This is a genomic window from Peribacillus deserti (assembly GCF_016909175.1).
GTDB lineage: Bacteria > Bacillota > Bacilli > Bacillales > DSM-1321 > Paraperibacillus > Paraperibacillus deserti.
Genome location: NZ_JAFBFI010000015.1, coordinates 93,373 through 108,280 on the forward strand (window position 1 = coordinate 93,373; position 14,908 = coordinate 108,280).

Annotated in this window: 9 protein-coding genes and 1 pseudogene; 4 read left to right on the forward strand and 6 right to left on the reverse strand. The window is 41.1% G+C overall.

The features are described 5' to 3' along the window. Positions 1–12 precede the first annotated feature (12 nt). Both JOC77_RS15580 and JOC77_RS15585 read left to right on the forward strand, forming a co-directional pair. Entirely contained in the window at positions 13–3,345 is a 3,333-nt protein-coding gene (locus JOC77_RS15580; RefSeq protein ID WP_204544765.1) for a GH36-type glycosyl hydrolase domain-containing protein, read from the forward strand. Between the two features lie 154 nt (positions 3,346–3,499). Continuing rightward, positions 3,500–4,468 (forward strand): substrate-binding domain-containing protein, encoded by a 969-nt coding sequence (locus JOC77_RS15585; protein WP_204544768.1) that lies wholly within the window; start codon positions 3,500–3,502, stop codon positions 4,466–4,468. A 675-nt stretch (positions 4,469–5,143) separates the two neighbouring features. Here JOC77_RS15585 and JOC77_RS15590 read toward each other — a convergent pair. Next, on the reverse strand, positions 5,144–6,205 hold the full coding sequence (locus JOC77_RS15590) for a mechanosensitive ion channel family protein (RefSeq protein ID WP_239558805.1): 1,062 nt from the start codon (positions 6,203–6,205) through the stop codon (positions 5,144–5,146). A 196-nt stretch (positions 6,206–6,401) separates the two neighbouring features. On the opposite strand from JOC77_RS15590, the gene JOC77_RS15595 reads away from it, so the two are divergent. Both JOC77_RS15595 and JOC77_RS15600 read left to right on the forward strand, forming a co-directional pair. Further along, positions 6,402–6,572, forward strand: a complete 171-nt coding sequence (locus JOC77_RS15595; protein WP_204544770.1) for a hypothetical protein — start codon at positions 6,402–6,404, stop codon at positions 6,570–6,572. 172 nt (positions 6,573–6,744) lie between these two features. After that, positions 6,745–7,074 (forward strand): hypothetical protein, encoded by a 330-nt coding sequence (locus tag JOC77_RS15600; protein WP_204544772.1) that lies wholly within the window; start codon positions 6,745–6,747, stop codon positions 7,072–7,074. A gap of 370 nt (positions 7,075–7,444) precedes the next feature. Here the strand turns inward: JOC77_RS15600 and JOC77_RS15605 are convergent, their stop codons facing one another. The 5 genes and pseudogenes from JOC77_RS15605 to mutL form a co-directional block, all read right to left on the reverse strand. Beyond that, positions 7,445–7,636 (reverse strand): hypothetical protein, encoded by a 192-nt coding sequence (locus JOC77_RS15605; protein WP_204544774.1) that lies wholly within the window; start codon positions 7,634–7,636, stop codon positions 7,445–7,447. A gap of 945 nt (positions 7,637–8,581) precedes the next feature. Further along, positions 8,582–8,836, reverse strand: coding sequence for a hypothetical protein (locus JOC77_RS15610; RefSeq protein WP_204544776.1), 255 nt, complete (start codon positions 8,834–8,836; stop codon positions 8,582–8,584). Between the two features lie 446 nt (positions 8,837–9,282). Further along, positions 9,283–9,558, reverse strand: a pseudogene (locus JOC77_RS21370) (hypothetical protein); the annotation flags it as partial. Between the two features lie 158 nt (positions 9,559–9,716). Continuing rightward, positions 9,717–12,002 (reverse strand): M6 family metalloprotease domain-containing protein, encoded by a 2,286-nt coding sequence (locus JOC77_RS15615; RefSeq protein WP_204544778.1) that lies wholly within the window; start codon positions 12,000–12,002, stop codon positions 9,717–9,719. Positions 12,003–12,812: 810 nt separating this feature from the next. Further along, positions 12,813–14,729, reverse strand: coding sequence for a DNA mismatch repair endonuclease MutL (gene mutL, locus JOC77_RS15620; protein ID WP_204544780.1), 1,917 nt, complete (start codon positions 14,727–14,729; stop codon positions 12,813–12,815). Between the last annotated feature and the right edge of the window lie 179 nt (positions 14,730–14,908).

Here is a 14,908-nt window from a genome sequence, read left to right on the forward strand (position 1 = left end):
AAGTGGACAAACATGGATCAATCAAAATTTCACCTTAAAGCCGGCGATCTTCAATTCACTTTTCTGCACACCGGCGATATATATGAGATGGCATATAAAAACATTATGATCAATCAATGGCTATCCAACCCAATCGATGGTTCACTGAACAACATATACCTGCGTGTGCATCAGGGTAATCGTATAAAATGGTGTCCGCTGCTGGGTATCAAGTCCCTTAGCAGTGTACGCCATACAGACACCCGGGTGATTTGGGAAGGGAATTTTTGCGAGGTGGATTATACGGTTACCTTTACACTAATGAAACAAGGTATATGGTTCTGGGAGGTCTCGCTTTCGGGGACTGACGTCCTAGTGGACGTCATATACGGCCAGGATCTGGGAATAGCTGAGCCTGGAGCCATCCGTTCAAATGAAGCCTTCGTTTCCCAATACATTGACCATAAGGTATTTCTGACAGAGGACAGGGGATATATTATTGGTTCCAGGCAGAACCAGCCCCAGCAGGGCGCCTTCCCATACCTGCAACAGGGTTCATTGAACAAAAATGTTGGGTATTCCACAGATGGCTTTCAATTTTTTGGCTTGTCCTACAAGGAAACCAATGATCCTGAGATCCTGAGTAAGGATGCGCTCGCAAATGAAGTGTATCAGTACGAGTTCGCATATACGGCGTTGCAGTCAGAGCGTATTAAACTAGCTGGAAGCACGCATTTCGTGTTTTATGGACTTTTCAGGGAAGACCATCCTCAAGCGGTCACTTCCTTGGAATACATAGAGGATGTCTTAATGGCCTGGGAACAAGAAAAGCCGGAGGAAGAAGTTGAGTTTCATTATAAGAGGGTTGCACTGTCCCCCGCCTTTGGCACACCACTTACTGCTTTATCAATGGACAAACAGGAAATCGAACGGTATTTTCCTGACAGGCAACTGGAGGAATGGGATGACACCACCCTGCTGTCTTTCTTTACATCGACCCAGGAACATGTCGTCTTGAAGGAAAAAGAGCTGCTTGTCGAACGGCCGCATGGGCATATATTGATGGCCGGCGACGCCGTTTCCGCTCGGGAGAAGGTGCTTACTTCCACATGCCATATGAATGGGATCTTCAATTCCCAGCTTGTCGTGGGTAACACCTCATACAATAAAATGCTATCAAACACCCGTAACTCGCTGAATGTGATGAAAACTTCAGGGCAGCGAGTATACATAGAAATCGATGGTGTCTATCGCCTCCTGGCATTGCCTTCCCTATTTGAAATGGGGTTCAACTATGCCCGCTGGTATTACAAGACACAGGACGACTTGATCGTAATCACCAATTTCACGGTCGTGGACTCCCCTGAGGTGCAGTTGAATGTACGTTCGGTAAATGGAAAAGAGTACCGTTTCCTTGTAACCAATCAGGTGACAATGAACAATAATGAATATGCTCAGGCATTCGGAATGGAATGGGATGGGAATGCGGTTACATTTCGTGCAGGCATTGGAGCTGACAGCCACGAGACATACCCTGAACTTTGCTACAGGATGAGGATATCCGGTGCTGAAATGAAGGTGCTGGATGAACGGATTTTTGCAGAAGGACTTTACCCGCATTCTGCTTCACTGGCAGTGCTGAAACTGGGTGTGTCGAGCGAATGGAATCTGACTGTCCATGGCCTGCAGGACGGCGAAAAGATGCCTTTTTCTAAACGAGATCCCGCGGCAGAAATCGAACGGTATCGCCACTATTTAAAGGACATTATGAATGGTTTCCACCTGGAAGGGAACGTCAGTGTATCAGAAGAAATTAAAAAGATGAATTCATTGGCCTGGTGGTATACACATAATATGCTCGTCCATTACGCTGTTCCCCATGGCCTGGAACAATATGGGGGCGCAGCTTGGGGAACCCGTGATGTTTGCCAGGGACCTACAGAGTTTTTCCTTGCAGTACAGAAATATGATGCCGTACGGGATATCCTCAAAACGGTCTATTCCCATCAATATGAGGATGATGGAAACTGGCCGCAGTGGTTCATGTTCGACCGTTATTTTAAGATCCAGCAAGAGGAAAGCCATGGGGACATCATCGTATGGCCATTGAAGGTATTGGCAGACTATATCGCCGTTACGAAGGATTACAGCATCCTTAATGAAAGGGTTCCCTACACTTTGCGGGGAAGCTTCGAGTTTTCCCACGAAAGAGCGACGATTCTCGAACATGCTAAAAAGGAAATTTCCTATATCAAACAGCACTTTCTCCATGATACGTATTTATCTTCCTATGGAGACGGTGATTGGGACGATACCCTGCAGCCAGCCAATGCCAACTTGAAACGATATCTTGTGAGCAGTTGGACGGTGGCTCTGACTTATCAGGTTACCAACACCCTAGCCCGTGTCTTGCAAGATGTCTATAGCGACGAAGCAACTGAACTATACACCCTTGCTACAGGAATTAAAGAGGATTTCAGGCGATATATCCTAGGAACAGAGGTAATACCAGGTTTTGTTTACCTGGAGGAGCCAGGAAAACCAAAATTGATGCTTCACCCAACCGACACCGAAACCGGGATTCAATACCGTCTGCTTCCTATGACACGGAGCATGATTGGTGAGCTCCTGACACCGGAAGAGGCAGAACGACATTATGAAACCATCAAGAAGCACCTTTTCCATGTCGATGGCGTCCGGTTAATGGACCGTCCTGCAAAATATAGCGGCGGTGTCAGCTTCCATTTCAAGCGGGCGGAACAGGCGGCGAATTTCGGTCGCGAAATTGGTCTGCAATATGTCCATGCCCATATTCGATTTGTGGAGGCGATGGCCAAATTAGGGAAACACGAGGAGGCTTGGAAAGGCCTCCAGACTATTAACCCCGTACAGATCCAGCAGGTGCTGCCGAATGCGGCTCGCAGGCAAAGCAATGCATATTTCAGCAGCTCTGACGGGGATTTCAAAACACGCTATGAAGCACAGGAACGGTTTGACGAGCTTCGTGATGGATCCGTGTCTGTCAAGGGCGGCTGGCGAATCTATTCAAGTGGTCCCGGCATTTACATGAATCAGCTGATTTCGAACTGTCTCGGGATACGCATGGCCGGAGGCGACCTGGTGGTCGACCCTGTACTTCCAAAAACACTGGATGGCCTGAAGATGCATTTCCAGGTACTGGGACATCCCGTGACCTTTACCTACCGCTTGGGGGGTAGTTCAGTAAAAAATATCCTTATCAATGGTCAAAACGTGGAAGCGGAACAAATGTCGAACCGATACCGCCATGGAGGGGTACGTATAACCCACAAGGATTTATCGAGATTGTTGACTGAATCCTCCAACTTGATAGAGATAGTAATGTGATAAATGGCTGGCGGTTGTTTTTGGCCGCCAGCCATTTTCAATTTGGGTTACTATGCCGCCTCCTGTTTCTGGATTAATAATAAAATTACAGGTTCGCGCATTGCTCATTGTATAATGGAAATAAACTTTACTTGTACAGATTGGAGAAGGTTACGTGGTCAGTATTAAAGATATCGCTAAAAAAGCTGGAGTGTCCATCTCGACGGTTTCATACGCTTTAAACGGAAGCCCGAAGGTGACCGGGGAAACATCTGCGAAGATCTTAGCGATTGCCAAGGAATTAAACTATGTACCTAATGCTGCTGCACGTTCATTGAAAAAACGCGAAACCAACATAATCGGTGTGTTCCTGACGGATTATAGCGGTGCATTTTACGGCCAGCTTCTGCAAGGGATGCAGGAAGCCCTGGCCAAAAAGGGTTACGAATTGATCGTTTGCAGCGGGAAGGAAACGCATCGATTTCTACCGGAGCGGATAGTGGATGGTGCAATCATCCTCGATGTAACGTTCCCCGATGAGGAATTGATCAAGTTTGCGAACCTTGGAAGTAAATTAGTCGTATTGGACAGGGAGCTTGAACATGAGAATATTAAACAAGTATTGCTCCATAACGAATCCGGGGCCACCCTCGCCATTGACCACTTGATTGATAAGGGTCACAAGAAGATTTATGCCGTCACGGGACCTGACATTTCCTATGATGCCAACCAGCGCCTTACTGCAGTGAGGCAGACTGTAGGCCGTCATAGCGACATAGAATATCAGGAAATCGAGGGCAACTTCAACAAGCCGGCCGGCGAACGAGCTGCCGAACAGATCGTGCGGGAATACAGCGGTCCAGCGGCTGTATTTTGTTTGAACGACGAAATGGCGATTGGAATGTATGATTACCTATCAAAGACTGACTACCGGGTCGGAAAAGAAGTTCATATCATTGGTTTTGACAACATCGAGGTCGCACGGTTCACTGTCCCCCGGCTCGCTACCATTAATTATTCAAAGCGCAAATGGGGTACCCTGGCCGCAGAGCACCTGGTGAAATTATTGGCAAATGAACATGTTCAGAATGAGCGGATCTATGTCTCCTTAATAGACGGAGATTCAGTTCAAAAAATACAATAAAAAGTTAAGGTAACAACAACGTTGACCTGACAGACAACCAGCCTACGAGAAGACAAAGATGTTGACCCATGCTGGATAGGAATAAAGAGAAATACCTATCTTTTATCCTCATATATTTGAAACCGATTTATTTAATCGTGTTTCCCCTTAATAAACCCAGTGAATTGATCACTGGGTTTTATATATTCTATATGGAATAAATATTACATGGACCAGAAACAGATGCAGGAGTTGCAATCGTTATATTTATCGTGAACGGGGCATCCAGAAGACATAGTAAAAACCAGAATGAAGGACACCTTTTACAGTGTCCTTCATTCTGGTTTGTGGTCCGTTCTACCCTTCTTTTACTTTAGTTCCTTTTTTTATGAGTGGTTGTTTTCTTCTTTAGCTATAGAGAAAAAAGGAAAAACCAACATGTCAAATAAAAATGAGAACTTTATATAATAATAGAATTTTATTTCTTTAAAAAATGGCCAGCCCGCAAGTATTTGACCAAGAGGACTCTGTCACTCAGTATTTGTACTATAGACCTTCAAAAAAATATGCAGACCCTTATTGGATTTGCAAAATTTCTAAGTTTAACTTTGGAGTCAAACCCACCACATTACTTTTATAAATTAGTAGCAAGTGAACATCCTAAAATTCCCAAGATATTTGCCAGCAGCCACTTATTCAATCATAGGACATCATAGGTTCTAATTCGTCACTTGATTGTGAAGTTACGTAAATGGTTCGGCTCGGGAAAGCAACTTCTACTCCCTCTTCCTCTAATATCCCCATGATTTCTAAATTGATTTCATGTTTAACCTTAACGTGTTCTGCCCAAACAGTAGAATTTGTAAAAAAGTAGATAAGAATATCGAGACTGCTTTCATTATAATGATCAAATGCTACCATAATCGTATCCGGATGAACTTCCTCATGAGCCATCAATAACGCTTCAATCCGATTTACCACTCTATGAATTTCTTCCTTGGAAGTTTTATAGTTAAGTCCTAAGTGAAAAGTAATCCGTCTTTTCCCCATACGGCTCCAATTGGTAATGGCTTCATTTGCAAGTGTTGCATTTGGAACGGTAACTAGAGCCTGGCTAAAAGTACGAATTTGAGTACTTCTGAAATTGATATCCTCTACCGTTCCCTCTACGCTCGGAGTTAAGATCCAATCTCCAATCGAAAAAGGTTTTTCTGTTACAATAACGATGCCGCCAATTAGATTACCGACCGATTCTTTGGCAGCTAAAGCAAACGCCAGTCCCCCTAACCCAAGACCTGCCACCAAACCATTTACATCATAATCAAATTCCTGGCCAATTATACTTAAACTTATGGCAACGATAATGACACGGATGGCTCTTGAAATAAACGGAATAAGAATTAAATCAATCTTATTGTTAATTCTTTGATTTACACTGATTAATATCCCAGAGGCAGGAGATGACAAATTAAACAATCCCCATGTAATTAATACGATTACCATTGAACGTAAAAATTTTAAAAACAATGCATTGTGCTGCTCTATAAATGGGAAATAATCCATTGCCAGGTATAAACCTAAAATAATGAAAAACCATCCTAAAGGACGTTCAAAACCTAAACATATTTGTGTAATAAAATCAGTTGGTGTTTTTTTAGACAATTTTAAAATCAACTGAAAAACATACTTTGTAAATAGGTTTCTAAATAAAACAAATAAAAGCAAAATCCCTACAGAAATTCCTAAATTCTTTAACATGTCATAGTCTATCTCCAACATTGAAAAAGCAAATACAAATGAACCTAAAGACATTTCTACAATAACTTCTCCCTTTTTACGATACTATTTTTAGTCAATATAATTGACGGAAAAATCGATGTTATTCTGTCACTGAGAACACCTTTTTCAAACCATTACATCGCAAATATCATATCTTTTTTAACAGGATATTTGAATGCAACCAAAGTCTCAGTTTGAAATGCAAAAAAAGGTAACAGGTGTAAAGGAAAAGCAGTCATTTAGTGAACTGAAAAACCCAAACACTTTGGCGCATATCCTAGCGGCTGCCTGCCTGGTGTTTTATATGTCCTATCCCTTCAGCAGCATCAAAGGCAGAACTAAATAGATTAGAAGTTAGGATAACATCAGAAAGATAAGCTTTAATACACACTGGAAATTCACCTTTGTTCATACTAACAGGGGCACACATTGCTAGTAACAAGAATGTAAATAGGTTGTCATCATAATAGAGTTGATGATTAAAGGCTCAGGGTATAGAGTAGATTGGTAGTTGAGGAGTGATTAAGCTGAAAACAGTAACAGTTGATAAGTTAAGATTTAAGAAAGAGTTATCTATGATCGAGCAATTATCCATTAAACATTTCGTCTTTAATTGGGTTGGTTGTCCACCAGAAGGATTAGATGAATTTCTTCCACTCGAGTACACAGAAGATGTTTTGGCAAAAATGGAGGCATCAGATGGTACAGTTCTCTGTATTGAAGAACAAGAACAATTTAGATATGCAACAATAACAGAAGATAATCAAATTGTTATTGCCTTTTTAGATTCTAATAAAGAGTTAAAACATAGAGTTTTCTCCCTGGATGAGGTAGTAAATAAGAGGTAACTTTCCTCATTTTTACCTTTACTATACGCAAAAACACGCTCATAAGAATCGCTGATTTTTATGAGCATGTTTTTAAGATAATGTTAGGTAGCGGAATGTATAGATGAGAAAAGAGAAACGTGAATATTGCTGTTAATGTAGAAAACAGGTTGTTAAGAATACATGGAGGAAAACCGTGATCATGCATCCAATAAGCATCTCAGCAAATGCTAATGAATTATGATATATCCATATTAGAAATCGCTCTTTTATTAGCTTCAGTCTCGTAATTCCTCCCTGACCATTACTGAATCTGTGCCAAATGAAAAACACACAACTTATATCGGCAGTATCATTTGTATAACCCTGTTTTTAGTTCATAGCAAGGCTTTTATAAAAAATCATTAATGTTTTCATTTAACCAAACATACACTTGATCTCTGACTTCTTTGTCATTTTCTCCTAATCGTTCGGCTAAGCTGACTAATTCTGCTGGCATGTTGTTGGTAACATTGTTGATTTGTTCGTCACTCGGCGGCATTCCTAACGCGTCAATAAAACATTCGTGAATTAATTCAATCATTATTTACACCCCTATATTTGTTTAAAACAAAATAACTGTTAAGTTCTTGCTTACTTAAATATAACTTTCCCTTCAGGTCTGCGCATTGTAATGTAAATTCTTTTACTCCAATAAATTCAGATTCCGATATAAGAAAGAATACAGTTCCTTTTTTGTAAAGATCTTTATAATTTTTAATTAACCGATAAATCTTCATTACTACCTCAAATATGTATAAATGGATTAGTTTTAATTATTTTACCACTGTTTGCTTTGCAGGATTATTATATAGAATAAAATAAGCGGAAAAAGGCATTGATAGGCAGGGTTTCAGTTGAATACCAGAAACACGCCTGAGAAGCAGCATAAACCTTATTTCCAACTTTTGAGGTTTTCAAGCATTGGAACTATTAAATTGTTACTTTATTCTACATAGTACTTTTACAGAGCCTAGATTTAAAAACAAATCTCTATCTAGTCATTTCTCGCAAACAAAAATTTAGCTTTAAAATACTTGTATTCACTAGAAATACAGTCAATATATACGCTTCCATTAACGTTTATAGATTCCCTATAACAACTCCTCTTTTAAATTAAAAATATACATAACAACATTTAATAAAGATTTTATATAAAAAGATTGAGGTGGTTTCAGTGGAAAACAGTTACAGTAGTGAAGGTAATAGGATATTAGAGGGCACTTCTTCCATAAAAAAACTATGTGCTAACTGTTTTTGGATGGAATCAGATAAGTTTGGACCTCTCTGCCACTATACCGATAGACATAATGAAGAAGAAGCTGTTCGGTTAACAGCCCATTGTGCCTATGATTATTCTTGCAAGTTTTGGAGGTTTGAGCCCAATAAGTATGGCAAAGATTAAATCTATAGCAGTGCTCTTGTACCCTAGTTCTACACAGGACAAGGATATTTTTATTAGGGTTTTGTTAAAGAATGTTGTTGATTTTTATATTAAACTTTTGTGCAGGTTAGTCATAGGATCATGATTCTCGTATAGTAAATAGAGAGGAGCAATGATGGAAAGTGCCGCTAGTATGCATAGGAATGCCATAATCTCGTTGTCTTTTCTCCAAAATCCCAAGGCTCGAGCGAGTAAACCAGCTATGCCAAGAGCGAATGTAAGGATATTTAATAATGCACTTAAAGGAATTCCTAAGATATCAAAATCTTTATAAAGCATTGTTAAAAGTATGAAAAGCATTATAAAAACTACCATAAGTAATACACAGCTCTATGATTTTTGGTGATTTTGTTAAACATGATTAGCCCCCCTCCTTATAGAAATCTACCCAGCAAACTTAAAGATTTAACCTGAATTTTCCACAGCTGACAAGCATCAATTTCAAAATGACTTTTGAAAAATTTCCGCTATAAATAAAAACACAAGCCCTTCATATTATGAAAAGGCTTGTTTCTTAAAATTATGTTTTTCCTGCCGGAACACGGTAATCAAAGTTACTCTGATTCCATCCTCGACCTTGTTCAAAAGTACGGTCTGTACATGTATCTCTATCGCCATCCCCTAATATCATCTACATAAGTTTCATCAAGGTTTTACTCCATCTCTTACTTCACTAATGAAATCAGAAATGGTAGTTACTCCGAAACCTAGTCAGTCAGTCTTGTCCCAGCCTCTCTATAAATATTTTAATAATTTATCTCATCAGCGCACTTCGACTTAAAATCATATTTTTCAACAGGTTTTATTGCCTTGATTGTACTTCCCGGCCTGACCATAAAGGAAATGCAATACAACGCTGCCAGGTAAATCATCGCTATTGTCATATCATAGCTTTACAGAATATAACCGACAAGGATTGGTGAAAGTCCTCCCAGCGCCCTGCCGAAGTTAAAAATGGCGTTCGTTGCTGTAATGCGGAACTGAACTGGATAATAACTGCTGATTAAAGCTCCATATCCACTCGGTTTGTATGAAAACAGAGTTACAAGTATATATGAATGATGAATTAGGTTAGATCTATTAAAATTGTTGATTTCTTCACTCCTGCTTTTGACAACTGTTCCCTCCCGTACCAGGTCATCCCCAGCACAGGAGCTATATTCTGAACAGTGAATCTAACCTATTTCCAAATCTCAATCATTGCATCGGCATATGCTTTCAAACTGTCATACGCTTTCACCGAGATTTGTTTCGCGCCCTTTTTAAGCTCAAGGAATTCTTTAAAATCATTAACATGTTTCACAACCTTATCCGCAGATCCTTTCTTTTCAAACTGACCCACGGAATTCAAATGTGCTTTCAATGCTTGCGCTGCACCTGCTTTGAACGCTCCCTCTTTGGCAAAGCTATCAATAACAGAACTTAGTCCTACTGCACTAAGATTGCTTGGCAGAAGATTAGTTTCGGTAACGCTTTGCTTAGAATCTGTCTCTGAAGTAGCCTTAAAGGTAAGGGTGGCCGGAGTTGTCTTACCCTTCGGAATTTTCACGTATACCGGTACAGCGACGGTTGCTCCCGGTTCAACAGCAATTACGTTGTGGTCAAGCTGCACTTTCCAATCATCACCTGCAGAAGCGTTGACTCGAATAAGATCCTTTGCTTCGCCGGTATTAGTGACATTAAAATGATAGACTGCCACTTTCTCCTGTACGGCGGGTTGTATAGTGCCTGCGCTTACATTCACCCCGCGTTTATAGGCACCTGCGCCCTCCGTGTTACGTACCGCAACCTGATAACGTAACACGCCGTCATTGTCTTTGTGTTTCCCTAAAATGTAGAATTGAAGTTTATTGTATGGATCGATGTACTCACTGACAATAGTGTCTTTGTCAATAGAACCATCGAATTGTCCGGAGACCAGACTTGCCCCATTCCCAGCTTTGAATAAAGCATCAAGGGTTTGCCTCGGGTCCCCTTTGCCAACCATAGCTGTTGTGCCGTCAGGTCTTGTAAAGTCCTTCAGATTGATATCCTCTGGATGTGAATCAACTACCCAAATGTTCGGGGAAGACTCCGCATTTTTCGTTTTGGCTATCAATACACCTGAGTCGGCTGCAAAGGAATCCGCACCAAAGCGGTCTACCACTTCTAGTGTGTAGTTATTGTACAATCTATTGTTTAAAATATCGTTACGCCAGTCACCGGCAAGGTAATCGGTTGGTGTTAAATCGTCCATACTGATGTTGATGCCGTGGATTCCTGTTCGGCCAAATTTACTTCCAACTGGTGCCTGACGCGCGACAATATCCGCAAATGCCGGTCCAGATTCTTTTAATTCATCACGGTTTAGCCGCAGAACTTCATCATCGGATACAAATCCCTGTTTCATTTTATTACGAAGCATATGTGGTGCCGATAGAGAAGCACCAAGGGTAGATGGAATCATCCAGCGAGTGTGCGTTCCGCCTGGACCATTGAATGATCCACGGCTCATCGTTTCCCAATAACCCGAATAGGTTCTAGGGTCAAGAGCCGCATTATTGTAATTATCGCCAAGACCGCGGAGATGGCCAAATTCGTGAGCAAATGTGCCCATGCCATCACTTTCGCCTTGAATAGAAACACGAATGTTTTTGCCATTTATCGTTGCACTAGATGCGGCGGACCAAATTGATTTAGCTGCATACCAGGAGGACCATGGTACATAACGAGTTTTTGCCCAGTTTGGCATATTTTCAAATCCAGGCATATCCTTCGGTGGACCAAATTCATCAGGCACCGCGTCTTGATTTAGAAACTTCATTTCGCCGAGTTCCTGCCATACAGTTGATTCATCATAGCCGGCATGAACGATGAACGCAAAGTCATATTCCTTTCCAGACGCATTTATGTCGGCTACTGCTGCATTTACGCCATCCGTGAAAAGGTTCCCACTAGGATAATTACTTGGCCGGGCACCCGAATTCATACTGTTTTCAAGCCCATACTGAAATTCGTTTTTATCCAAGCGGTACGGACCATAAGAATCAAGTGATACGCCCCATTTTCCATGGGAGTTCTCTTTCCAAAAATTATCGATTGTCTGATAGTTGTTGAGTTTGCTAGGAACATTCAAGAAATTCTTCCACCATTCCCCAAGTTTTTCACGAGGAACAGCATCGACTTGTGGATTACCGATGAGTTCTGAACCCTTAGGTTTAGTCAAGATAAAATCCTGATCCGGAAAGTCGACCAAAATCAATGCCCCTTTAAGTTCTGTTTCCGGTTTAATATCCGTGGTATTCCAGTTAATACCCGGAACCTGATAATAATCATTCCACGTCATATCTTCCGGATTCACCCATGATTGTGGATCAACTGGGCCGGGTATTTTATCCAGTCCTGGTTCCGCAGCAAAAGCGGCTGTTGTAGACATTGCAAGAAATATAGTGGTTGATAATGCCGCAATCTTAGTTCCAACCTTCAATGTGTTTTCCTCCCTCCGAGATTGAACCTACTATTTTTTATGTAGGTTTTATTGTTTTCAGATTCCCCCTGTTGATCACGGTATGTCGAATTTTCTTTAACGTTAGCCCCTTAACCCCTTTATCGCCTCCTTTTACACCTAATTCCTTACCTGGATTTATCACCCCCTCAAAGTCATAAACCATACAGTCAAAAATTGGTTAACGCCTACCAAAATACCAACACCTTCATGGATTTTACTAGATAAATAAGCTAGCATTTTGCAGAAAACAGGGTTTTCCACCAGAAGTTTGCAAGACGCATAAATATAATGCTGTCTCCATTTAAATATTTCGATTCTAGAAACTCTTAGTGTTAATTCTAAATATTATTAACTGAATATTCTAGCAACTTATGGCTTATTTAATTGACAACACTCTTCAAGAAACTTGTTTAATTGATAGAAAACGACAATAAATCCTTACCTTTAAGTAATTGTCAATTGTACATGGATTTTGACCTGTTTTGCAGAGATGTTTTCGGTATAAAAAACTTGCGAAGAAAGGATAGTGGAAGAAAGAGTAAGAAAATAGAATGGAAAAGATATTGAGATTGTATTGAATTATTATTTAATAGAAAAGAAAAAAACCCGGTTCCTATTATGGAAGAACCGGGGTAATATTGTTCAAAGGGTTACATCCTTGTATGACAAGGATGTAACCCTTTTTCATTACGGATCTGAGAGGTGTTCTTGCCCCAACCCCTATCATGTGAAAAAGTAGAGGTCTAAAGAACACATGCTGATATACAAGGTTCTTACTCTTCCAACATCCTACATCACCCTCTTAAACATCTTCTCCATCTCATAAGTAGAGTAATGAATAATAATCGGCCTGCCATGCGGACAAGTAAACGGATCCGAGGATCTCCTTAGTTCGTCCAGTAAAGCCTGCATATCTTCCTGTCTCAGATAGTGGTTCGCTTTAATGGACCCTTTACAGCTCATTAGAATTGCAACTTCTTCACGTAGTTTTTTGATATCAACTTTTTTAACATTTAAGACCTGCTGAATCATCTCCTCAATAATTTCCTGCTCGAGTCCTTTTGGGAACCATTGTGGATGGGACCGGACGATAAAGCTGTTGTAGCCGAATTCCTCCAAGAATATACCTACCGATTCCAGCTCTGTCATGTTTTCCTGAATTCGAATGACTTCATCAGTTGAATATTCAAGTGTGATAGGGATCAGCATTTCCTGCAGTTCGCTTTCTACCTGTCCTACTTTTTCCCGGAAATATTCGTACTTGATTCGTTCCTGGGCTGCGTGCTGGTCGATGATATATAAGCCTTTTTCATTTTGAGCCAGAATGTATGTGCCGTGCATCTGCCCGATTGGGTAAAGAACGGGTATCCTTGAAGCGGGCTCTTCATGTTGTGACGGCAAAGGTTCCTCTGAAATCTCAGTGGAGTCCCCTTTAAAGACATCTTCATAAGACGGAACTTTATAGCTCTCCGAACTTTCATTGCCACTATTAACAACCGAATCAATTATTGGCTGGTAATCGGTCTTTGTATCTGAAGGCTGGATGGGTTCTTCTATCCTAACAACCGGCTCTCTCCAGAGCGGCTGTTTGTATTCTTCCGTGCTTGCATCTGGCTTTTGTGAAATAGGACTAGGAGCAGGGGCCGTTTCAAAAACAAACTGTGTCTGCTCACTTTCATCTTTTTCCTTCTTTTTAACTGGCGTGTTGCTTGGGATCAGTTCTCTTGTTTTAAAAGCTGCTTTAATGCTTTCATCAACTAGCTGGAATAATTCCGCTTCCTTGCTCAGCCGCACTTCCATTTTGGAGGGATGCACGTTGACATCTACCAGTAGCGGGTCCATTTCAATCGACAGCATGGCAATTGGATATCTGCCGATTGGCAGCAGTGTATGATAGCCTTCCATGACAGACTTAGCCAGAGCATAGTTTTTGATAAAGCGTCCGTTGATCATCGTAGATATATAGTTTCGGGAGGCTCTTGTTATTTCAGGGAGCGATACGTAGCCGGAGACCTTGAAATCCAGCGATTGGCCGTTAACCGGTACCATGCTTTTTGCGATTCCTAACCCGTATATGGCTGCCAATACCTGGCGGATATCTCCGTTACCGTTTGTATGAAGCAATTTCTTTTCATTGTTTATCAGCTTAAAAGATATGTTCGGATTAGACAGTGCCAGCCTGTTCACACAATCGGTAATATTCCCAAGCTCTGTATGGATCGATTTCATATATTTTAGACGGGCAGGCGTATTGAAGAATAAATCCGCTACCGTGATATCAGTTCCTTTACGGCTGGAGTAACCTTCATGTTCCTTCAGCTCCCCGCCTTCAAAGAGTACCCTTGTTCCAGGCCCTTCTCCTGTACTTGTCCGAAGCTCCAGCCGGGAGACGGATGCGATACTTGGCAGAGCTTCTCCCCTAAAGCCAAGTGTTCTGATCCGGAACAGATCCTGCTCGTTTTTTATTTTACTGGTTGCATGCCGTTGAAAAGCGATAAGTACATCATCTTCCTCAATTCCATGGCCGTTATCTATAATCCGGATGCTTGCCAAGCCCGCTTCCTCCAGATGTATTTCAATCATAGTGCTTCCTGCGTCAATCGCGTTTTCTGTTAATTCCTTCACCACGGATGCAGGCCGCTCAACTACTTCACCAGCAGCAATTTTATTGGATAAAGCATGATCAAGCTGTACAATTCTTCCCATTTTAGTCACCTCCACTGCGTACTTTAATCTTTTGAATCATTCGGAAGTTCTTAAGAAATTCATTCAGAACCCGCCTCCGAAAGCTTAAGAACAAAAATAAATCTATTCGAAACCAACTTCCGAAGTTTTCGGAACACTTAAATTCACACTCGGAACCACCTTCTGAACCATTCAGAAGA

Coding starts and splice junctions, on each gene's coding strand:
- JOC77_RS15580 (WP_204544765.1), top strand. CDS start 13: ATGGATCAATCAAAATTTCACCTTAAAGCCGGCGATCTTCAATTCACT.
- JOC77_RS15590 (WP_239558805.1), bottom strand. CDS start 6,205: ATGTTAAAGAATTTAGGAATTTCTGTAGGGATTTTGCTTTTATTTGTT.
- JOC77_RS15595 (WP_204544770.1), top strand. CDS start 6,402: ATGCAACCAAAGTCTCAGTTTGAAATGCAAAAAAAGGTAACAGGTGTA.
- JOC77_RS15605 (WP_204544774.1), bottom strand. CDS start 7,636: ATGATTGAATTAATTCACGAATGTTTTATTGACGCGTTAGGAATGCCG.
- JOC77_RS15610 (WP_204544776.1), bottom strand. CDS start 8,836: ATGCTTTTCATACTTTTAACAATGCTTTATAAAGATTTTGATATCTTA.
- mutL (WP_204544780.1), bottom strand. CDS start 14,729: ATGGGAAGAATTGTACAGCTTGATCATGCTTTATCCAATAAAATTGCT.